Here is a 22684-nt window from a genome sequence, read left to right as displayed (position 1 = left end):
TAAAAATATTAAAGAATATTTTCATTTTTATGTTTTCTACATAAGTAAACATAAAGTTGTGTTTCTTTTTCTTTTTTAATTTTTTCTAATTCTTTTTTAATTTCTTCAATTAATAAAATATCATTTTGTGTTTGCTGATATTGATTTATTTCATTTATTTTTTCAAGTTTTGCTTCTAGTAATTTCTGCTTACAAATAGGACAAAGTTTGTCAAAATCATCATTATTATCATTTTGAAAACTGTCATTATCAAAATTTCATTTCATTTTTTAAGTTTCCTTTACTAGTTTATTTTTAATAACAATATTTTGATAATCATTATTAAATAATTATATAATTAATTTATAAATTTATAAATACTTTTTTTTGAGTATAAAGGAGACAATATGAAAGCAAAAAAAAATATAATCAAACCAACAATAGAAAAGGCAAAAACTAAAGTTGAACAACTTAATAAAACTATTAAACCAAAAGTTAAAGATGTAAAAAAAGCAACTAAAGTAAAAACGCAATCAATAAAAACTGAAACTGTTAAGCCAATCATTAATAAGATGAAAGTAGATTTTGAAAAGTCAAAACATATAATAAAAGAAGAAAATCAAAAAATTACTAATAAAATTGTCAATACTAAAAATATTTTAATATCAAAAATTGATCAACCAAAACCATTTAAAACTACTGCTATTATTGGTTGTCAATGAGGTGACGAAGGAAAAGGTAAAATAACTGACTATTATAGTCAAAATTCTGATGTTATTGTTCGTTGAAGTGGTGGTGATAATGCCGGACATACAATTGTTTTTGATCATCAAAAATATAAATTAAGTATTATTCCTTCTGGTATCTTTAATAAAGATTCATATTGTGTTATTGCTAATGGTTGTGTTGTTAATCCAGAAAAATTAGTTTCTGAAATTGAATATTTAAAAGCTGCTGGTTTTAGTTGTCAAAATTTACGAATTTCTGATCGTGCTCATATTATTTTACCTTATCATTTAGCATTTGATGAATATGAAGAAAAAATTAAGGGTGATAAAGCTATTGGCACTACTAAAAAAGGAATTGGACCTTGTTATGCTGATAAAGTTAATCGGATTGGAATTCGAATGGGCGATTTATTAGATAAGGAACGACTATTAGAATTGATTACTGATAATTTGTTAATTAAAAATAAAATATTAAAAAATGTTTATGGGTATGAAAAAGAATTTAATGCGCAAACAATATATAATCGTTTATTAGAATTATTACCATACTTTAAAGATTTAATTATTGATACTGGTCAATTTTTAAATGAACAATTAGTTAGAAATAAAAAGATATTATTTGAAGGAGCACAAGGTACTTTATTAGATTTAGATCATGGTACATATCCTTTTGTAACATCTTCTAATCCAAGTGCTAGTTCAATTGCTATTGGTTCAGGTATTTCTTTAAAAGCAATTAATGAAATTATTGGTGTAACTAAAGCATACAGTACAAGAGTTGGTGCTGGTGCGTTTCCTAGTGAAGTTTTTGGTAAATTAGCAGATTATATTCGTATGACTGGTAATGAATATGGCACAGTTTCAAAAAGACCAAGAAGAATTGGATGATTTGATGCAGTTATTGCTAAGTATAGTGCCCAAATTAATGGATTTACTAGTTTAGCTATTATGTTGTTAGACGTGCTTACTGGTATTGAAACATTAAGCATTTGTACGCATTATACTTTAAATGGCGAAATAATTAGATACATACCTTCTCAAATTAATAACTTTAATAAATGTCAACCACATTTTATTACTATGCCTGGCTGAAATGAAGATATTACTAATATTACTAGTTATGATGAATTACCAGAAAATGCTAAAAATTATTTAAAAAAAATTAGTGAGTTGCTGGGTGTTCCAATTAGAATATTTTCTGTTGGTTCAGATCGTAAACAAACTATATTTATTAAGGAGTAAAAATGATTGAACGTTACGAAACAAAAGCAATGACTAATATTTGAAATATGAAAAATCGTTTAAACTTATGAATGAATTTTCAAATTGATGTTTGTGAATCATTACAACATTTAAATATAATTCCTTTTAAAGATTTTCAATTAATTAAAAAAAATGCTAAGTTAGATATTGAATTAATGAATAAATTAGAATTAGAAACTAAACATGATGTAGTTGCGTTTACTAGAATGTTAAGTGCTAACTTAAAAACTGAAAGTCGTTGAATTCATTATGGTTTAACTTCAACTGATATGGTTGATAGTGTCCAAAATCTACAAATAAAATTTTCAAATGAAATTATTGAAAAAGCTTTAATTACTTTACAATTGAAATTAAAAGAGTTAGCGTTTAAATATAAAGATCAATTAGTAATTGGTCGCAGTCATGGTATTTTTGGTGAACCAACTTCATTAGGATTAAAATTTGCTTTATGATACGATGAAATAAATAGACAGTTAGTAAGGTTGGAATTAGCAAGAAAACAAGTTGAAGTTATTAAGATTACGGGTGCTATGGGTAATTTTGTTCATATTTCGCCAAAAGTTAGTGAATTTATTGCCAAAAAATGAAAAATGGAAGTTGACAGTTCTGCTACGCAGGTAGTACAACGTGATCGTTTGATTTTTTTAATTACACAATTAAGTTCAATTGCTACAACAATTGAAAAAATAGCTTTAGAAATTCGTTTGAGTCAACGTAGCGAAGTTAATGAACTTTTAGAGGGATTTTCTATTTCACAAAAAGGTTCAAGTTCAATGCCACATAAAAAAAATCCAATTGGTTCTGAAAATATTTGTGGTTTAGCAAGATTAGTTCGAAGTTATAATAGTATAGTATATGAGAATAATTTATTATGGTATGAACGTGATATCTCTCATAGTTCTAATGAACGCATTATGTTACCTGATATTTATCATATATTAGATTTTATTATTAATAGAATGATAAATATTTTAGATAATTTAGTAATTAATACTAGTGCCATGGCAAATAATATTGCTAAAGCTAATGAACTTTATTTTTCACAAGTAGTTTTATTGGCTATTATTAAAAATAATCCAAAAATAACACGTGAAATTGCTTATGATTTTATTCAAAAATGCACTTTAGAAGCACAAAATAAAATGATTAATTTTAAAGATGTATTAATAAAGAATAATATTAATCAATATTTAACTAGTGAACAGTTAAATGAATGTTGTAATAATAATATTTTTTTAATAAATGTTGATTATATTTTTAAAAAAGTTTTTAAAGATAAATAATGTTTAATATTAAATTTAATTAGCATTTAATTTATTAATTTTTGTTTTTTTATTTTATCTAATAATCAATAAATATAAAAGATTAAGAAAATATTGTAATTAGTCACTAGATTATATAAGTTTAAGGAGTGAAAATTATGAAGAAATACAAAATCGATAATAGTTTTCCTTTTATAGATCAAGATTTTAATTTTATTACAAGATATGATAGTGAAGAACACTTTTATGATGTTTTAGATGATCGATACTTAAAAGATAATGGAGAAATAGATGTTAATTTATTAAAAAAGAAAATTAATAAAATAAAAATAATATTATATTATATTAATAATAAGAAATATAAATGTGAAAAAACATTGCAGTCAAATATTAAAAAACAATCTATATTTCTTTCTTATAATATAAATAGTATTAAAAAGTTAGAAATTTTCGAAAAACAAAAAACAAGTAAAATTTTTAAATTTAAGAATAAATTAGTTAAGTTTTTAACTTTTGGTTATTATAATTTTGAAAAAAAACGAATTAACAAAATAGTATGTGAAAAAGTTAATATAAGTAATCAAAAAGAAGAATTGAAAAAGGTTGGATTAAAAATTTTAAAACTTAATAATATTTTAGAAAAAATAGAAAAAGAAAAAAGAAGACAATGAGAAAAAAATGATCTTTTGAGACATTGATATGATTTTGCAAGTTCAAGAAAATTACAAAATCAACCATTAATGAGTAACGGTAATCAGTATTTACCAGTAAATAATTATGATAATGAAAAAATTAGTGTTATTTAACACGTAAATAGTTATTATCAGTTTTACTTAAACGTTGATATAGATGCTGTTAACTCTGATAATGGTTTTAATGAAAATCAATATCAACAAAAATGTTCCATTTTATAAAAAAATAAAAATTAATAAAATATTATTAATTTAAATAAGTATTACAATAAATAATGCTATTTTAATGTAAAATTATAATTATTAAATTTAGGAGCAAATAATGACAAAAAAATTTTATATTACTACCCCTATTTATTATCCTAGTGCTAAATTACACTTGGGACATGCTTATACAACAATTATTGCTGATGTTTTAGCTCGCTATAAGAAAATGCAAGGTTATGAAGTATTCTTTTTAACTGGAAGTGATGAACATGGTCAAAAAATTGCTAAAAAGGCGGATGAAAATAAACAAACTCCACAAAAATTTGTTGATGATATTGTTGTTGGGTTTAAGAATTTATGAAAAAACTTAAATATTGATTATGATAAATTTATTAGAACAACTAATAAAAATCATATTTTAAGTCTTCAAAAAATATTTAGCAAATTATTAAAACAAAATGATATTTATTTGGGAAAATATGAAGGGTCATATTGTATTTCTTGTGAAGAATTTTTGACAGATAGCCAAATTAATAAAACTAATAATACATGTAAAATATGTCAAGGTAATATTACTACTTTATCAGAACCATCATATTTTTTAAAATTGGAAAAATATACTAAACAATTATTAAAATATTATGATGAACATCCATTATTTTTATGACCACTTAATCGTAAAACGGAAATGATTAATAATTTTATTACGCCAGGTTTAGAAAATTTAAGTGTTACTAGAACGAGTTTTACTTGAGGGGTACCAGTATTAGAAGATCCAAAACATGTTATTTATGTTTGAATTGATGCATTAAGTAATTATTTAACAGGATTAGGTTATTTACAAGATGATGACATTAATTTTAAAAAATTTTGACTAGATTCAAATTGTGAAATTGTGAATTTAGTTGGTAAAGAAATTAGTCGTTTTCATATGATTTATTGGCCAATTTTATTAATGGCATTAAACTTGAGACAACCAAATCGAATTTTGGCCCACGGTTGAATTACTAATGAAGAAGGAAAAATGTCAAAATCAAAAGGTAATGTTATTGATCCTTTAGTATTAGTAAATCGTTATGGTGCCGATGGATTACGGTTTTTTTTAATGAAAGAAATTATTATTGGTCATGATGCAAAATATAGTCATGAATTATTTTTAAATTGTTATAACTCTTATCTTGTTAATGATTTAGGTAATTTGCTTTCGCGAACAGTTACAATGATCATTAAATATTGTGATGGTAAAATTCCCAAAGTTAATTTAAATAAGCTACAACCAGAAGCAATAGAAATAATTAAAATTATTAAAAGTATTATTAATGATTTTAATATTGAAATGGATGAGTATCAAATTCATGAAGCAATTAATGTCGTTTTTAAATTAATAACTAGTGGTAATAAATTAATTGATTTAACAAAACCATGAGATTTACATAAAAATAATAAAACTATTAAATTACATAATATTTTAAATTTATTAGCAAATATTTTAATTATTAGTAGTGCTTTATTAAGTCCAATTTTGGTTAATAGTTCATTAAAAATTCATGAACAATTGGGTGTCTTAAAAATTACTAAACCAATAGTCAATATTAACTTGAATAAAGTTTTTAATAAATCTGTTAATAAAAAAGAATTATTATTTCCAAGATTAAATATTGAAGATGAATTATCATTTTTAAACAATGCATTTAAATAAAATATAAGAGTTATTAAAAAAATGCCAGTTATAGATAATAAATATTCAATTCATTTTGTATGAATTGGAGAAATACCAATTACTGTAAGAAATAATAGAAAATGCAATTAGAGAAAAAAAGGAAAAAATTTAGGAGACTTTAAGAACAATTAATCAATCAAAATTAGTAAGTATTGAAATCCAAACCGAAATAAATGAAGAAAATGAGAAACCTAGTTGACAAGATCAAAAAAAAGAAGAACAAAAAATTAAAAATAAATTAAATGAAGAAGAAATAAAATTAACATCTTTAAATGAAGTATGAAAATTAATAAGTACTGAAATTCCAGAGTTACAGCAACCTTTATCAGAACAATCAAAAAATGCAAGCAAACAAAAATGAGAGAATAGGGGCTTAATAGAATCTCAATTACCTTTGGAAACAAAAGCAGAAATATTAAATACAGTTTAAACTATCAAGTAGAAGAAAAACAAAAAAATACAACAAATTTTTATAAAAAAATAAAAAATGTATAATTTTTTTATACATTTTTGGTGAAAATTAAGAGTTAAATATGAAATTTATTCGGGTTCATAAAATGGAACAATAACTTTTAAAGTATCTGGCTCTTCAGTTTTTAGTAAACGTTTGTCAATTTTATAAAGGTTACTATTAGACATTGCAATTCAATCCAATAAGTCTTTTTCATAAGCAATTTCTTCATAGAAATCAATTAAGAATCAGTCATAAAATTTCGCAGTTAAATTATCATTATTTTCACGAGCACTTTTAACAAGTTTATTAGTAAAATCAAGTAATTCTTCTTTAGTAGATTTTAATTTTTTTAATGCTTCTTCAATGTTTTTTGTAGTAAAAGTTGGAACTTTAATGTCTTTAATTTCAACTTGAGCATCTTGATCCATTAAATAGTTACAAATTTTACGAATATGAACAACAGCATCAGCTGCTTCTACTTGGAAGAAGCGTGCAAACCCAGGATATCCTTTTTGATTTGCATTATTACTTAATTTAAAACTAAGCATTTGATATTTTAGATGTTCACTAATATAATCATTTAGATCATCGTTAATCTTTTTAATCATTAAATACACCTTCTTTCTTGGCTTTATATGTATTATACTACTTTAATACTATATATATTAAAATAAATTAAGAATAAAAATATTGTTAATTAATTGTTTGTGTTACATTTTTTATGAAGTAAGTTCAGTGAATAGTTCAAGACCAATTTGATCATGTGCTCATTTATTTGGGTGAACATAATCAAAGAAAAAATTATTATTAATAGTTTCTTGAGTTGTTCCATCAATATATCTTGGATTTAAATTTAAAGCTAAACCGGGAATTGATCATTTTATTGATTCATTAGTAATATTTTTTCCTATTTCTTGTGCTTCAGATAATAAATCACTAAAATTAGTTTCTAAGTCAAACGGTCTGATATTAATATCAGAATTATTTTTCATTAATTCAGTAATTTTATCATTTCATTTGTTATTATATTCATTTGATAAGTGGTTTGCTACTTCTTTAACAGATTGTTTTTCATTAACATATTTTGGAATATTACTAATGTTAGGCACATTGGCAATTATTAAATTTTGAGCACCAGCATTAATTAATAGACTTCTTGCAAAACCTATCTATTAAAAATTTAATTTTTAAAATAAAATTAAAAATAAAAAAGATAGGTAATCTATGATGTTTGATAAATTAAAAACTATTAACAATCCACAATTATTAAAATTAACTGGTATAAATGATATTATTTTTAATAAAATTCTAGAAATTTTAAAGACAGAAGAAGTAAAAAAAAGTTTAAAAATGGTGGTACACCTAATAAATTATCATTAGAAAATCGTTTATTAATGACTTTAGAATATTGAAGAGAGTATCGAACTTATTTTCATATTGCTAAAAGTTATGGAATTAGTGAAAGTAGTTGCTATAGGAATATCAAGTGAATAGAAAATACTTTAATAAAACATCCTGATTTTCAACAACTTGATGGGCAAAAATCACTGTTAAATAATAATTTTAAAGATAAAACAGTTATCATTGATGTGACTGAAAGTACTATTCAACGCCCAAAAAAAGTCAAAAACAATATTATTCAGGAAAAAAGAAAAAACATACAATAAAAACTCAAGTCATAATTGAAAAAGATAGTAAAAAAATTATAAGTTCTTATTTTTCTTATGGTAAAAATCATGATTTTAAAATTTTAAAAAATTCAAAAACGAAATTTTTATCAGAAACAACTATTTTAGTAGATTTAGGATATCAAGGTATACAAAACATACATAAAAATGTCTTATTACCTAAACGAAAATCAAAGAGAAACCCTTTAACTAAAGAAGAAAAGAAAAATAATAAGGCTATTTCAAAAATGAGAGTTGTTATTGAACATGTTTTTGCGATTCTTAAAAAATTTAAAATTATTAGTGAAAAATATCGAAATAGAAGAAAAAAATTTGCATTAAGATTTAATTTAATAGCTTCAATTTATAATTTACAATTATTAATTTAAATATATTTGATAATTTAATATTTTATTTTTTTATTTGAAATAATAATTTTTGTTGTATTTTAATGACAAAAAATAAAACATATTTTGAACAATAATTTTTAAAAAATATTAAAAGTGTTATTAAAATAAATTTTTAAACTTAAAAAATGTGATTAATATCATAGTTTTGCAAGAAGTCTAATGTATCAACAGTTTCAAATTCAGTTGTTATTGCATTATTAATAATTGACTCTTGTTTTGCTGTTGAATTTTCATCCATAGCAGAAAGCAGATCATTACCACCTATTTCAATAAAAATATCATCATTTTTTTGTATTTTATGATCTTTTAATAATTGATTAGCTTGGTGGTCAATAGAATAATGATTTAAGAATAATTGATATTCTCAACTATGATTTTGTCCGGCTTGTGCTCCACCTACAGCATAGTTATTACCTTTTTGATATCAAGCTGGTAATAGTTCTGTTCCTAGTTTTTTCGCTAAAATACTAGCAGCAACATCGCCATTAGTAAATGAATTATGATAAAAAGGTTCTTGAAATTTAACTTTATCTATATTTCAAGTATCATAAGTAAAAATATTAGCTAAATTACCATTATCTGATAAACTGTCACCAAGGACATATAATTGTTATTTAACACTTATTGGTTCATTAAAATGTTTTGCTATCATTTCATTTCTAGCAGTTAAAGTTATTGCTGTCAGAGTGATATTTATTAAAAATGTTTTCATTTGATAAATTCCTTTTCTCATTAAAAATTTAAATATGAAGGTAATTTTTAAAAGAAAACTATATTCTCTTTTAAAAATTAATAACTTAACTTAATAGTAAGTTATTACCTTCATATTACCATATTAGTAGTAATGAGTAAATAAGGTTTTATTACAAAAATAAAAATTGATTTTAAAGAATGATTATATAAATTTAATTATTTATTAAATTTAATGCAATTTTTAAAAATAATTTTATTGTAAAAAAAATAAAATGTGTTAATTTTAAATTAAAAGATTGGTTTTTTACCCATTTACTTTGTTTTAAAGTAAATGGGTTTTTTATAAAATATTGAAAGGGAATAGGAAAAATGAGTAGAAATATAGCAGAAGCAATTGAAAATTTAGTTAATTCAAAAATAGTAGAAGAGTGAGTTTTTCTTTTTGAACAAAAACTTGAAAAAGAAAAATTAAGAAATTCAGAATATATGAAGTTACACAGTAAAGAAATATTTTTTAAATATATGTTTTTTGATGAAGATGAAAAACTTGAAGAAATTGAAAAAGCAGAAAAAAAGATAAACATAAAATTAAAAAAAATAGAAAAAATTGAAACAAAAATAGAAAAAATTGAAACAAAAAATAAAGAAAAAATAAAAAAAATAAGAATGAAAAAGAAATTGTAGAATTAAAGAATGAAAAAGCAAGACTTAATAAAAAAATCGCTTGTTTGCATTTATTTATAGATGATAAAAAAGAAGAAGTAAAAGATTTAGAGTTACAAAGATGTAAAATATTAGAAGAAAAAAGTAAAAATGAGAAAAATAATTTCTTATCAAAAGAAGATAGAGAAATACGAGATATTGAAAATAAAATATGAAAAATTATTTTAGATAATTATTTTCAAGATAAAAGTAATAAGAAACTTATATTAAAAGAATATGAGAAATATGCAAGTAATTTTAAAAAAACTATTAAAGAATTAAAGATTGGTGATAAAAAATGTTATGATGCATTATTAGATATAGTTACAACCTTATATAAAGACGTGTTAAGAGACAAATTATTTTTAGAAAGAGAAAACATAAAAACTGATGGTTGACAAGATATAAATTTAGATGAAGATTCAACAAGATTACAAAATTTATCTTTAGAAAATAAATTTAAACCATCTTTGTAGTCAAAAAATAGAAAGAGAATAAAAGATGAAAGAAACTATAGAAAAAATAAATAATGAATTAAAAGTGGATGGGTTACAATTTATTGGACACTAATTACGTAGACAAGTAAACAAATTTGTTAAAAGAAAGGAACTATAATTATGGCCAATATTAACTCATATACCGATGAATTTAAAAAACAAATAGTAGCTTTATATCAAAGTGGCAAATCAGTATCTTGCCTTGCTAAAGAATATAATGTTACAAGAGCAGTTACTTACAATTGAATTAAGCAATTTAGTAATTCAGGAAGTTTTAAAACTAAAGATAATCGTTCTTTTGAAGAAAATGAATTAATTAAATTAAGAAAAGAATTAAAGCAATTACGAATGGAAAATGATATTTTAAAGCAAGCAGCACTAATAATAGGCAGAAAATAGAAATTATTGTCAAAAATAAAGCTAAATATAAAATTCGCACAATGTGTCGTTTTTTAAAAATATCTAAATCAACATATTAGACTTCTTGCAAAACTATGATATTAATCACATTTTTTAAGTTTAAAAATTTATTTTAATAACACTTTTAATATTTTTTAAAAATTATTGTTCAAAATATGTTTTATTTTTTGTCATTAAAATACAACAAAAATTATTATTTCAAATAAAAAAATAAAATATTAAATTATCAAATATATTTAAATTAATAATTGTAAATTATAAATTGAAGCTATTAAATTAAATCTTAATGCAAATTTTTTTCTTCTATTTCGATATTTTTCACTAATAATTTTAAATTTTTTAAGAATCGCAAAAACATGTTCAATAACAACTCTCATTTTTGAAATAGCCTTATTATTTTTCTTTTCTTCTTTAGTTAAAGGGTTTTTCTTTGATTTTCGTTTAGGTAATAAGACATTTTTATGTATGTTTTGTATACCTTGATATCCTAAATCTACTAAAATAGTTGTTTCTGATAAAAATTTCGTTTTTGAATTTTTTAAAATTTTAAAATCATGATTTTTACCATAAGAAAAATAAGAACTTATAATTTTTTTACTATCTTTTTCAATTATGACTTGAGTTTTTATTGTATGTTTTTTCTTTTTTCCTGAATAATATTGTTTTTGACTTTTTTTGGGCGTTGAATAGTACTTTTAGTCACATCAATGATAACTGTTTTATCTTTAAAATTATTATTTAACAGTGATTTTTGCCCATCAAGTTGTTGAAAATCAGGATGTTTTATTAAAGTATTTTCTATTCACTTGATATTCCTATAGCAACTACTTTCACTAATTCCATAACTTTTAGCAATATGAAAATAAGTTCGATACTCTCTTCAATATTCTAAAGTCATTAATAAACGATTTTCTAATGATAATTTATTAGGTGTACCACCATTTTTAAACTTTTTTACTTCTTCTGTCTTTAAAATTTCTAGAATTTTATTAAAAATAATATCATTTATACCAGTTAATCTTAATAATTCTGGATTGTTAATAGTTTTTAATTTATCAAACATCATAGATTACCTATCTTTTTTATTTTTAATTTTATTTTAAAAATTAAATTTTTAATAGATAGGTTTTGCAAGAAGTCTATTATTTTAATTTAAAGAAAAAAGAAAATAAAATCAAAAATAATATTTATGATGAAGCTGTTATTAGTGCTTTTAAAGAAAATAAAGAAGTTTATGGTACTAGAAGATTAAAAAAAATTCTAGAAAACCAAGAAATTTATTTATCGCGCAGAAAAATTAAAAAAATTATGAATGAACATAATTTAATATCAAAATATACTAAATTATCATTCAAAAATCATAATAACAAAGTTAACGATAGTCAAATAACTAATCTTGTTAATAGAAAATTTAAGAATAGGATTAAAAATGAAGTTATTGTTAGTGATTTAACTTATGTACAAGTTAATGGTAGGTGAAACTATATTTGCCTATTAATAGACCTATTTAACCGCGAAATTATCGGACATAGTGTTGGAGTTAAAAAAGATGCATCATTAGTACATCAAGCATTTATGCAATCAAATCGCTGTTTAAAAGATATTCAAATATTTCATAGTGATCGCGGTAATGAATTTAACAATAAAATTATTGATAAACTTTTACTAGCATTCAACATTAACCGTTCTTTAAGTAAAAAAGGTTGTCCTTATGATAATGCTGTTGCTGAAGCAACTTTTAAAACTTTTAAAACCGAATTTATTAATGATAAAAATTTTACATCATTAATCCAATTAAAATTAGAATTATTTGATTACATCAATTGATATAACAATATAAGAATTCACAGCACTTTAAACTACTTAACTCCAGTTAAATATCAACAACAAATGTTTACCAAAAAATAGTCCTAAAAAGTGTTGCCATTCCAAGACTAGAAAGTATTGTAGAAGAAGTAAATTTGCAAGAAGAAAATACTATAACAATAGAATCTGACAGTGAATTAAGAGAAGAAAATTTATCTGATATTTTAAGAAAACATAAATTGTACAATGAAGAGTGTAGAAAAAAATTTTTTGAAGATGATCAATCATTTCAATCTGAAACAAAACTTCAAGAGTGAGGAAAAAATATAGGTGAAGAAGTAAATAAATTGCATTCAGTAACATCTTTAGGACAACAGGATGTAACTAATAATTATCAAACATCTAAAATGTAAATAAATATAAAAATAAAAAACTACTTAAAATTAATTAAGTAGTTTTTTATTTTTATAATCCGCATTTAGATTGAATACCACAATTATTGCAAGTATAACAACCAGCGCTAAAGACAAGGACTCCTTCTTTACACATTGTACATAAGTCACCTAAATCAGTGCCAATTTTACGATCTTGACGATCATTACGTCATCCTGGTTTAATTGGTTTTGTTTCATTAATACTATCAGCAAAAGTTTCAGTTAGACCAAGATCACTTAAGTTAACTTGCTCTTGCATTTGATTATCATCATCGGATAAAGATAAGACTTGACTATCTCTACTTCCATCAACATAAACAGTTCCACCTTTTGCTCCATCTTTATATAATTTGTAATATATTTGTTCTACTTTTTTAACAGTGTAACCTTTTGGAGCATTAACAGTTTTTGAAATTGAAGAATCAACTCAACGTTGAATAATACATTGTACATTAGCATGATCTTCAGGTGTTAATTGCATTGCTGAAACAAAAGACATATTCCGTAATTAAATTTTTTAAAAGTCAATTAATAATTTTAAAATTTATTTTATAATTTTGTTATTAACAATAAATTTAGAAAAGTGTTGATAAAAATGATTTTTGAAAATTTAAAAAAATTAAAAAATGAAGAATTTTATAGATATTTTGGTATAAAACGTTTTCATTTTAATGAAATGTTAGAAAAATTAATTGAAATAGAAAAATTAGAAAAAAATAAAGGTCGAAAAAATAAACTTTCAGTAGAAGAAAGATTAATGATGACTTTATTATACTGAAAAGAATATTATACTTTTTTTCAAATGAGTATTAAATCTAAAATGAGCCCATCAAGTTGTTTTCGAAATATTACTTGAGTAGAAAATAAACTTAGTAACCACAAAGATTACCAATTTTTAAAAGAAAGATATAAATTAAAAATTGATAAAAAACAAGAAAATTCAAATGAATTTCAATTTTATTTAATTGATTCAACTGAGATTGAAATTGAAAGACCAACTAAAAAAAACTACAGTTAGAATATTTTTCTGGTAAAAGTTGAATGTATTCTATAAAATTTCAAATTGGACATATTCCGTAATTAAATTTAATTAATTGTCAATAAAATTGTTTTAAAACTATTTAGTGTTATTGAATATAGAAATAAATATTTTTTGAAAAAATAGTTTAAAAAATGAGTTTACATTTTAAACAAAAAATTGTTAATAATATTTTTATATTAACTCGATAAAAATTTAAATTTTAAAAAAATATTTTTAATATTTTTTTTATTTTAATGGTTTTATTTTATTAAAAATTTCACAAAGTAAGTTAAATCTTAAGTACATAAGTCTAAATTTAGATTTTCTACATTTATTTACTAAAATTTTGAATCTTTTCAATCAAGCAAAGACATGTTCAACTTTAATTCTAATTTTAGATACAATCTTATTGTATTTTCTTTCTTGTTTAGTTAATTTTTTATTTTTAGTTCTTTTAATTGGTATTATTGTATTTTTATAAATATTTTGTATACCTTGATATCCTAAACCACCAATAATTATTGTTTTTTCTGAAAATTCAAGATTTGAATTTTTTAATATTTGAAAATCATGCACTTTACCATTATCAGCAAAAATATCAACAATTTTTTTATTAAAAAAATCATATACAATTTGAAATTTTATAGAATACATTCAACTTTTACCAGAAAAATATTCTAACTGTAGTTTTTTTTAGTTGGTCTTTCAATTTCAATCTCAGTTGAATCAATTAAATAAAATTGAAATTCATTTGAATTTTCTTGTTTTTTATCAATTTTTAATTTATATCTTTCTTTTAAAAATTGGTAATCTTTGTGGTTACTAAGTTTATTTTCTACTCAAGTAATATTTCGAAAACAACTTGATGGGCTCATTTTAGATTTAATACTCATTTGAAAAAAAGTATAATATTCTTTTCAGTATAATAAAGTCATCATTAATCTTTCTTCTACTGAAAGTTTATTTTTTCGACCTTTATTTTTTTCTAATTTTTCTATTTCAATTAATTTTTCTAACATTTCATTAAAATGAAAACGTTTTATACCAAAATATCTATAAAATTCTTCATTTTTTAATTTTTTTAAATTTTCAAAAATCATTTTTATCAACACTTTTCTAAATTTATTGTTAATAACAAAATTATAAAATAAATTTTAAAATTATTAATTGACTTTTAAAAAATTTAATTACGGAATATGTCTAAAAATATCTGGCAATGGTTTTTCTTTAAATTCTGGATGATACTGTAATCAGTCATTTACAATTTTTGCTTTTACTTCCATAAATTTGCCAAGTCTTCCTGAACGGAAATATGAAAAGGCAAAGTATGGTTCAAGTCCTCTTGATACACCAACCATAGTTCCAGTTGAACCTGTTGGAGCAACAGTTAATAAATGTGAGTTAAGGATACCATATTTAAGAATATCATTTCTGATGTCTTCAGGCATTGTTTTCATGAATCCACTATTAATAAATGCTTAGCGTGATTTTAAAAATGGAAAACTTCCTTTTTCTTTAGCAATATTAATTGATGCACGATAAGCACTAGTAGTAATAGTTTCAAAAATTTTATCAACTACTTCATTAGCTTCTTTTGAGCCGTATTTTAGATTACTTCAAATTAGTAAATCATGTAAACCCATTACTCCTAGACCAATTCTTCGTTCACCAAGTGCTTGTTTTTATTTGCTTCTAAAAAGTATGGAGTGCTGTCAATAACATTATCTTGCATACGAACACAAGTTGTTACAGATTTACTTAGTTCATCGTAAAGAATTTCACTTGTTTTTTTATTAACAAAATTAGCTAAATTAATTGCTGATAAATTACACACTGAATAGGGTGCTAATGGTTGTTCACCACAAGGATTAGTAGCAACAACACGCATACCATATGCTTGAGCATTAGTCATTTCATTAGCTCTATCAATGAAAAAAATACCAGGTTCTGCTGAATATGTAGCACAGAAATTAATTAAATCTCATAAGTCAGATGCATTAATTGTATAATAAGTTTTAATTGGGTAACCCATTTTTTCTCAATCATGAACATCACCAATTTTATTTCAATGTTTGTCATAAGCTTGTTTTTGAGTTACAGTATAATTATCTAAGTCAGGGAAACGTAAATTTCATTTACCATTTGTTGCAACGGCATTCATAAATTCATCACTAATTGTTACTGAGATATTAGTTCCGGTTAAAAAATCACTTTTAATTACTTCTCAAGATCCACCAAGTGCTAGTTTATTTTTAGCATTTTCTATTATTTCTTCATTAAAAAGTTGTTCATTATTTAAGATTGATTCAAAAATATTACGATCTTGGTCACTAAGTACTTCAAATTTTAATTTTTTACTTGCTTCATCACGAATTAAACTTGATTTTGAATTTTCTTTTAACCATAATAAAATTTTTGCATTTTGCATTTTTGAAATAATAAATTCAATAATATCTGGATGTCAATCAGCTAGCATAATCATTTGTGCGCCACGTCGTGATCCACCTTGTTCTACTAAATGAGTTAATGTAGATAAATCGTTTAATCAAGAAACAGCTCCTGAAGATTTACCACCAACTGTTTTAGCAACAGTACCTTTTGGTCTTAGTGTTGAACCATTAGAACCAACACCACCACCATGTGACATAATTTCCATAACTTCTTGACGATGGGCAGCAATTCCACTTCGTGAATCATGAATAAAAGGCATTACGAAACAGTTAAAAAAAGTAACATCAGAATCACTACCAGCCCCATATAAAACTCTTCCAGCAGGTACTATATTTAGCGATTTTAATTGTTCATAAAATTGGGATAAATAAACAGATCTTAATTTTGGTGATTCTTTTGTAGTTAATGATTTACTAACACGATAAGCAATTTGTTCATAAAATAACTCTAGTGGTTTTTCAAGTTCATATTTTTGTTTGTGGATAATGCCAGCTTTACCAGAAATTTTTATTAGTTCAGGATCAATTGAGCCGAGGTATTCATCTTCAATTTTGATAGCATAAACTTGATTTTCTAATTCTTCAACAACATAACCAATTCCTCTAGTTAGAAAAATAGCATCTTCACGGATAATACTAATTACCAAATCACCTGGTTTTAAAGAAATTAAATTTTTATCTTTTTGTGCATAACGATCAAGCATTACCATTCTTGATACACCTTCATGAGTAATTTTATAATCTTTTCTATTGTTTTTAAGTGTGTAAAATGCTTACTAATATCTTCATTTAAATTATTTTTTAAACTTTCACTGTACATAAAAATTCACCTGACCCTTTACAAATTTATTCTTATTATAACAATTGATAAATTTAAAGTCTAAATTTACATTGTTAGTAATTTATTATTTATTTCAGAAAATAATACGCTTTAAAATAATATCATAATTTATTTTATTAAAAAAGGAAGAATGCCTGGTTCAGCAATGAAATCAGGAGATATTACTGCACTTGTAGTTGGTTCTATTGCTGTAGTTATAGGAATGTTAATAGCAATTGGAATGTTTGCTTTTGGAAACTTTGCTGCTAATCAAATTGCTGGGGCAGGAGATGCTGCAAATGCAGCAATTTTTGGTAAAATTGTTCATGGAATGGCTTTTTTTGCATTAATTATTTCATTAATTAATGTACCGCAAATTATTGCTAACATATTATTAATTAAGGGAAAATTAAATAGTTCTATTCTTCCAGGAGTATTAACTATGCTTGGATTGGGAATTGGAATTATTGGAATTTTCTGTGGTGTTGCAATTTTTACTGGAAAATTTGAAGACGAAGTTGAAAAATCACAAGATGAAAACTTCATTCATCGTAACTTTAACGTTCCGAGTTGAGAATCAAAAACAACTAATGAAACTGTTGTTAATGCTGAAGTTAAATCAGAAACTTCTAACAATGATGAATTAGCTGCAATGAAACAAAAGATTCAAGATTTAGAAGAAAAAATTACAGAACAAAAAGATAAAAAATAAATTATTTGTAAGAAAGATTCTCCTTAAATTGTAATAATTATACTCTAGTGAAAAAATAATTGAGATACTTTTTCTAGAGTATTTTTAATTATTAAATTTTTTGTGGAATCTATATATTAAAAATTATGTTCGAAAAATATAAAAATTTTTATATATAAATAAGTTTAAAAATAATAATATGGAAGTTAACTAAAAATAATAGATTTAAGTTAGAGTAAAATTTATATGTTATGATAAATATAGTTATTAAAGGGTGTATAGAATCAAGAAAGTGTATTATCAATAATTTTAAAAATACAATTGATATTACGTTAATCTTTGAAAATATAAGGAATAAGTTTTAGTAAAAAAAGTAAAATTTAATTTATTAAATATTTTTTAAAATTTTTTATTTGGAGGGAGAAAATTTATATATTAAGATAAATTAATTGTAATCATATATTATGGGAGGCAAAAAATGAAAATTGTATTATCTGGTGTAGTTGGTGTTGGTAAGAGCACTATTAGTAGAGAATTAGCAAAATTATTAAAATATAAAATTATGGACGAGCCAGTTACTAGTAATCCCTATTTAGATGATTTTTATCAAAATCCTTTAGAATATGCTTTTAAAATGCAAGTATTTATGTTGATGGCACGAAGTAAACAATTAAAAGAAGCACAAAATTTTAACAATGTTATTTTTGATCGCAGTATTTTAGAAGATCCTATTTTCGTTGAAGTATTAAAAGCTCAAAACAATATGAATGATAGAGATTATGAAGTGTATTTAAATTTTTATAATAATGTTATTATTTCATCACTTTATTTTGATCCACAAATTAAACCCGATTTAATTGTCTATTTAAAAGCAAATCTTGAAAACACAATTGAACGCATAAACCTTCGTGGTCGTGAATCAGAAAAACATGTACCTCATGAATACTGAAGTTTATTAAATAAAAAATATGAACAGTGATATGAAAAAGAAAAAAATAACTTTAATTTTTTAGTAATTGACACTAATGATTTAACTCCTAAGGAAATAGTGCAAAAAATAATTGATTATATAAAATAAAATTTCTTATTGAAATCAAATTTTTATTTAGTCATTTTTTCTCATGTTATATTAATAATTATTGTTATTTTTCCTTTACTTTAAAGGTAATTACGTTATAATACTGTATGAGTCAAATATTTAAAAATCAAACTTAATATATTTACTCCTTGCTCATCAGAGCCATATGCCCAAAAGGAGGTCTTCGAACATTGGAAGATTTAAAACAAAAGCATAATTATGAAATTATGTACATCGTTGATGATCAAAATCAAGAAAAAGCACAATTAATTAAAAAAGAATTTTGTGAAATTTTAACTAAAAATGCTGGAAAAATTACTAAAGAACAAGATTCTATTCGTCAATTTGCTTATCCTATTAACAAAAAAGTTAAGGGTCATTATTTTATTATTGAAGTGTTAACTTCACCAGAAAACATTGCTAACTTTAATCGTGTAGCTTTAAATAAACAAAGACAATTAGACGTAATGCGTTTTTTGGTTATTAATTTAGATAGTGAAAAAATTAATAAGTTTAAACCAAAACGCCAAGTAGAATCTAGTTCTTTCTCTCGACCAACAAGACCAGGAAATCGTCCTTCTTATAATCGTGATGAAAATGGTGAAAGAAAACCAAGACCAATCGCTGGTACTGAGTCATCTTATCGTACAAAAACTAATTACCAAAATTCAAAAACAAATACTAATAATAATGCATCGAATACTGAACAAAAAGATTAATAAAATCTAAGTTAAAAGTGAGGATAAAAAATGAATATTGTTACATTAATTGGTAGAATCACTCGTGATTTAAAGTTACATCAAACTTCAACAGGAAAACCTTTTACTTTTTTTACACTTGCAGTTAATAATATTCAAAATCAAGCTGATTATATTTCGTGTGTGGCTTGAAATAAAGTTGCTGAAAATATGACTAATTATTTAGTTAAAGGTTCTTTAATTTCAGTTTCAGGAAGACTGTCAGTAAGAAAATCAACAGATCAGAATGGAAAAGAACTATATATTACTGAAGTGGTTGCACAAACTGTTACTTTTTTAGATAATCGTAAAAAAGATAGTAGTGGTAATAACACTAATATTAATTATTCAAAACCAAGAGATGAGAATAAAATTCATTTAGATGATGCTTTTAAAAGTCCTAATTATAGTACTGATATTGCCTTTACTAATACTAATCAGCTTCAAGAAAAAGAAGCGGCTATTCAAAATATAGAATTTGATGAAGAAGATATCATTTGAGATTTAAATAATTAAAGGAGGATAATTATGAACACTGGTAAACCAAGAAATTTTACAAGAAGAAAATCTTGTTTTATTACTAAAAATAATATTACTTATATTGATTATAAAGATATTGAATTATTAAGTAAATTTATGGGTAATAATAACAAAATTTTGCCAGCAAGAACAACAGGTACTAATCCAAAGTATCAACGTTTAATTGCTAAAAATATAAAACGTGCCCAAATCATGGGATTATTAAAATATTCAAGATAAAAAAATTGAGTAAGTTTACAAATCTTACTCAATTTTTATTTATTTTTATCTTAAAAATATTTTATTTTAAATAATAGTTTAAAATAAAAATAAAAAGACTTTAATAGTATTATATTACATAAAAGATAATGGCTGTTTTTAATATTAGTGTTATAGTACAATTAATAATATTAGAAGGAAGTGACAAAGTGTTCAAATCGTTAAGAAATTATCATTTAATAATGATTGTTTGATTAGTAGTTGAAATTTTAATTGGCTTGACTTATTTTATTGTTAATATTGAGACAGCAGAACAAGTGGTCACTATTACTGTAATTTTAAGTTTAGTTTTAGGTAATTTTATTATTGTTTGTCTTTATATTTTTCTATTTAGTTTATGAATTCGTCATCGTTATATTAACACAGCTGAAATCATAAAATTAAATAATGCACAAGCTTTAACTTTTGGTAGTGTTGGTATGATTGTTTTAGATAGTGATTTATCAATTATGTGAGTAAGTGAATTTTTAGAAGATAAAGGTTTAGGTAGATTAATTGGAAAATCAATTGTTAAACTATCAAGAGATTTAGAACAATTAATTAGTAATAATATTACTCAAATTACACTTAAAATTGAAGATATGCTTTATGATGCTATTTATTTAGTACAAACTAGAACAATTTTGTTACAAGAAACAACTAAATATCATTTCTTATATAATAAATTGCAGCAAGAAAAATTAGTTTTTGGTGTAATTAGTATTGATAATTTTTATAATTCTTTACAAAAATTAAGAGTTGAGAATCAAATTCGTGTTGAAGCATTTATTAAAACTGAATTAAATGATTTTGCTAATAATTATTCAGGTTTATTATTAGGTAATATTGAAGATGGTTACAATATTTTACTTTATCAAAATGAATTTAATAAAGCAAGAAATGATAACTTTCCACTTATTAAAAATATTCGAGAAGGTGTTAAAAAATTTAAAGCAGATATTACGTTATCTGCTGGTTTCTCTTATGGTAATGCTATTAGTAAAGATCTATATGATTTGGCTATTGAAAGTAAAGAGTTAGCAGTTTATCGTGGTGGTGATCAAGTAGTTATTCGTGAATTTGGTGGTAATACAGTTTTTATTGGAGGTACTATTGAAGCAAAACAATCAGAATCTAAAATTAATATTAGAATGTTTGCACAATCATTATATAATGAAATAAAATTAGCAGAAAACATTTTAGTTATGGGACATGCGGCTGCTGATTTTGATAGTATTTCTTCAGGAACAGCTATTATTGAAATTGCTAAAAGCTTAAATAAAAGTGCTCATTATGTTATTAATCAAAATGAAGTTGATGAAAAAACATTAAAAATTCTTCATGAACTTGTTCCTGAAAGTTATATTAGTCGTAATTTTATTACAGGTAAACAAGCACTTAAATTTCTTCATGCAAATACTTTATTAATTGTTGTTGATACTCATAATCCACAACGTGTTGATAGTCCTGATTTATTAAGTAAAGCTGTAAAAATTATTGTTATTGATCATCATCGTGTTTCTGATGAATCAATTAGTAGCACCATTACTTCTTATATTGATGCAGGAACTTCTTCAACAGCTGAAGCAATGACAGAAATTATTTATTATAATGATTTTAATAATATTGAATCAGAATTTTTATGAAATATAATGTTTGCAGGTATTTTAATTGATACTAATAATTTCCAAGTAAGAACAACAAGAAGAACTTTTGAAGCCTGTGGATTATTAACTGATTGAGGAGCTTCTCCTTCTAAAGTTAAAGGATTATTGAAAAATAGTTTAAATGAACTAATTGATAAATTTGCTTTAATTAGTCACGCCCAAGAAATTAAAAAAGGATTTTTAGTTGCTGTTGGTGATGAAAACTTAGAAGTACATACTTCATATTTAGCCCAAATTTCAGAAATGTTGTTAGACTTACGTGATTGTAAAGCATCATTTACTATTGCTTATGATCGTCAAGGACGTGCTTGTTTATCAGCACGAAGCAACGGTGAAATAAATGTTCAAATTATTTGTGAAAACTTAGGTGGTGGTGGTCACTTTAGTGCTGCTGCTGTCCAAAGTAGTAAATTGGGAATTAGAGCATTGTATGATGAATTGGTAAAATTAATTGAAAGTGGCGTATATCAAAGCGAGAGTGCTACTACTGAAAGGTATTAAAATTATTA

23 protein-coding genes and 3 pseudogenes are annotated in these 22684 nt (G+C 23.4%); 17 read left to right on the top strand and 9 right to left on the bottom strand.

From position 1 onward, the window contains the following. Positions 1-8: 8 nt before the first annotated feature. Entirely contained in the window at positions 9-266 is a 258-nt protein-coding gene (locus tag AACL24_RS15340; RefSeq protein WP_252320612.1) for a hypothetical protein, read from the bottom strand. A 120-nt stretch (positions 267-386) separates the two neighbouring features. Between AACL24_RS15340 and AACL24_RS15335 the strand changes: the two genes are divergently transcribed. The 4 genes from AACL24_RS15335 to metG all read left to right on the top strand — a co-directional run bounded on the left by AACL24_RS15335 (position 387) and on the right by metG (position 5830). Then, the gene (locus tag AACL24_RS15335) at positions 387-1949 is read left to right on the top strand and encodes an adenylosuccinate synthase (protein ID WP_339047821.1); all 1563 of its coding nucleotides are present in this window, start codon (positions 387-389) and stop codon (positions 1947-1949) included. A 2-nt stretch (positions 1950-1951) separates the two neighbouring features. Then, positions 1952-3253 carry an adenylosuccinate lyase gene (gene purB, locus AACL24_RS15330; RefSeq protein ID WP_339047819.1) on the top strand — a complete coding sequence of 434 codons (1302 nt, stop codon included), beginning with the start codon at positions 1952-1954 and terminating at the stop codon, positions 3251-3253. A 137-nt stretch (positions 3254-3390) separates the two neighbouring features. Next, positions 3391-4038, top strand: coding sequence for a hypothetical protein (locus AACL24_RS15325; RefSeq protein ID WP_339047817.1), 648 nt, complete (start codon positions 3391-3393; stop codon positions 4036-4038). A 208-nt stretch (positions 4039-4246) separates the two neighbouring features. Continuing rightward, positions 4247-5830, top strand: coding sequence for a methionine--tRNA ligase (gene metG, locus AACL24_RS15320; RefSeq protein ID WP_339047815.1), 1584 nt, complete (start codon positions 4247-4249; stop codon positions 5828-5830). Positions 5831-6391: 561 nt separating this feature from the next. On the opposite strand, the gene AACL24_RS15315 is transcribed toward metG, so the two are convergent. Then, positions 6392-6913: a ferritin-like domain-containing protein gene (locus AACL24_RS15315; RefSeq protein WP_339047813.1), complete on the bottom strand. Its 522-nt coding sequence runs from the start codon at positions 6911-6913 to the stop codon at positions 6392-6394. A 111-nt stretch (positions 6914-7024) separates the two neighbouring features. Then, a complete protein-coding gene (locus AACL24_RS15310; protein ID WP_339047811.1) occupies positions 7025-7414 on the bottom strand; it encodes a hypothetical protein in 390 nt (129 codons plus the stop codon). A gap of 115 nt (positions 7415-7529) precedes the next feature. On the opposite strand from AACL24_RS15310, the pseudogene AACL24_RS15305 reads away from it, so the two are divergent. Continuing rightward, positions 7530-8361 (top strand): annotated as a pseudogene (locus AACL24_RS15305) (IS5 family transposase). Positions 8362-8500: 139 nt separating this feature from the next. On the opposite strand, the gene AACL24_RS15300 reads toward AACL24_RS15305, so the two are convergent. Continuing rightward, on the bottom strand, positions 8501-8989 hold the full coding sequence (locus tag AACL24_RS15300; RefSeq protein WP_339049469.1) for an SGNH/GDSL hydrolase family protein: 489 nt from the start codon (positions 8987-8989) through the stop codon (positions 8501-8503). 455 nt (positions 8990-9444) lie between these two features. On the opposite strand from AACL24_RS15300, the gene AACL24_RS15295 reads away from it, so the two are divergent. The 3 genes from AACL24_RS15295 (at position 9445) to AACL24_RS15285 (ending at position 10673) form a co-directional block, all read left to right on the top strand. Beyond that, entirely contained in the window at positions 9445-9759 is a 315-nt protein-coding gene (locus tag AACL24_RS15295; protein WP_339047809.1) for a hypothetical protein, read from the top strand. Positions 9760-9803: 44 nt separating this feature from the next. Continuing rightward, positions 9804-10253: a hypothetical protein gene (locus AACL24_RS15290; protein WP_339047807.1), complete on the top strand. Its 450-nt coding sequence runs from the start codon at positions 9804-9806 to the stop codon at positions 10251-10253. A 141-nt stretch (positions 10254-10394) separates the two neighbouring features. Continuing rightward, entirely contained in the window at positions 10395-10673 is a 279-nt protein-coding gene (locus AACL24_RS15285) for a transposase (protein WP_339046551.1), read from the top strand. Between the two features lie 257 nt (positions 10674-10930). On the opposite strand, the gene AACL24_RS15280 is transcribed toward AACL24_RS15285, so the two are convergent. Continuing rightward, positions 10931-11760 (bottom strand): IS5 family transposase gene (locus tag AACL24_RS15280; RefSeq protein WP_339047805.1). Its coding sequence is split into 2 segments (ribosomal slippage): positions 10931-11364 and positions 11364-11760, totalling 831 coding nucleotides; the frame shifts between segments, so codons are not numbered across the junction. Between the two features lie 62 nt (positions 11761-11822). Here AACL24_RS15280 and AACL24_RS15275 point away from each other — a divergent pair. Both AACL24_RS15275 and AACL24_RS15270 read left to right on the top strand, forming a co-directional pair. Beyond that, on the top strand, positions 11823-12602 hold the full coding sequence (locus tag AACL24_RS15275; protein ID WP_339047803.1) for an IS3 family transposase: 780 nt from the start codon (positions 11823-11825) through the stop codon (positions 12600-12602). Between the two features lie 53 nt (positions 12603-12655). Further along, the gene (locus AACL24_RS15270) at positions 12656-12913 is read left to right on the top strand and encodes a hypothetical protein (protein ID WP_339047801.1); all 258 of its coding nucleotides are present in this window, start codon (positions 12656-12658) and stop codon (positions 12911-12913) included. A 52-nt stretch (positions 12914-12965) separates the two neighbouring features. On the opposite strand, the pseudogene AACL24_RS15265 reads toward AACL24_RS15270, so the two are convergent. Next, positions 12966-13427: pseudogene (locus AACL24_RS15265) on the bottom strand (ribonucleotide-diphosphate reductase subunit alpha); the annotation flags it as partial. A gap of 102 nt (positions 13428-13529) precedes the next feature. Between AACL24_RS15265 and AACL24_RS15260 the strand changes: the two are divergent. Next, complete coding sequence (locus AACL24_RS15260; RefSeq protein WP_339045912.1) at positions 13530-13952, top strand: transposase family protein; 423 nt, start codon at positions 13530-13532, stop codon at positions 13950-13952. Between the two features lie 249 nt (positions 13953-14201). Here the strand turns inward: AACL24_RS15260 and AACL24_RS15255 are convergent, their stop codons facing one another. From AACL24_RS15255 to AACL24_RS15240, 3 genes and pseudogenes are all read right to left on the bottom strand, one after another. After that, positions 14202-14609 (bottom strand): transposase family protein, encoded by a 408-nt coding sequence (locus tag AACL24_RS15255; protein ID WP_339047797.1) that lies wholly within the window; start codon positions 14607-14609, stop codon positions 14202-14204. A gap of 23 nt (positions 14610-14632) precedes the next feature. Further along, positions 14633-15055, bottom strand: coding sequence for a transposase family protein (locus AACL24_RS15250; RefSeq protein WP_339045912.1), 423 nt, complete (start codon positions 15053-15055; stop codon positions 14633-14635). A 102-nt stretch (positions 15056-15157) separates the two neighbouring features. After that, a pseudogene (locus AACL24_RS15240) lies at positions 15158-17225 on the bottom strand (vitamin B12-dependent ribonucleotide reductase); the annotation flags it as partial. Between the two features lie 151 nt (positions 17226-17376). On the opposite strand from AACL24_RS15240, the gene AACL24_RS15235 reads away from it, so the two are divergent. The 6 genes from AACL24_RS15235 (at position 17377) to AACL24_RS15210 (ending at position 22676) form a co-directional block, all read left to right on the top strand. Continuing rightward, the gene (locus AACL24_RS15235; RefSeq protein WP_339047793.1) at positions 17377-17937 is read left to right on the top strand and encodes a hypothetical protein; all 561 of its coding nucleotides are present in this window, start codon (positions 17377-17379) and stop codon (positions 17935-17937) included. A gap of 457 nt (positions 17938-18394) precedes the next feature. Further along, positions 18395-18994, top strand: coding sequence for a deoxynucleoside kinase (locus AACL24_RS15230; protein ID WP_252320085.1), 600 nt, complete (start codon positions 18395-18397; stop codon positions 18992-18994). Between the two features lie 191 nt (positions 18995-19185). Beyond that, complete coding sequence (gene rpsF / locus AACL24_RS15225) at positions 19186-19713, top strand: 30S ribosomal protein S6 (protein WP_174481287.1); 528 nt, start codon at positions 19186-19188, stop codon at positions 19711-19713. A gap of 30 nt (positions 19714-19743) precedes the next feature. After that, positions 19744-20247 carry a single-stranded DNA-binding protein gene (locus tag AACL24_RS15220; protein WP_174481286.1) on the top strand — a complete coding sequence of 168 codons (504 nt, stop codon included), beginning with the start codon at positions 19744-19746 and terminating at the stop codon, positions 20245-20247. A 12-nt stretch (positions 20248-20259) separates the two neighbouring features. Beyond that, positions 20260-20490: a 30S ribosomal protein S18 gene (gene rpsR / locus AACL24_RS15215; RefSeq protein ID WP_252320083.1), complete on the top strand. Its 231-nt coding sequence runs from the start codon at positions 20260-20262 to the stop codon at positions 20488-20490. Positions 20491-20618: 128 nt separating this feature from the next. After that, positions 20619-22676: a DHH family phosphoesterase gene (locus AACL24_RS15210; RefSeq protein WP_339047790.1), complete on the top strand. Its 2058-nt coding sequence runs from the start codon at positions 20619-20621 to the stop codon at positions 22674-22676. The last annotated feature ends 8 nt before the right edge of the window (positions 22677-22684 follow it).

It is taken from the genome of Spiroplasma endosymbiont of Colias croceus (assembly GCF_964020095.1).
Taxonomy (GTDB): Bacteria; Bacillota_I; Bacilli_A; order Mycoplasmatales; family VBWQ01; genus Spiroplasma_E.
Note: the sequence above shows the minus strand (reverse complement) of the source record. Positions and strands in the feature narration are given on the sequence as shown.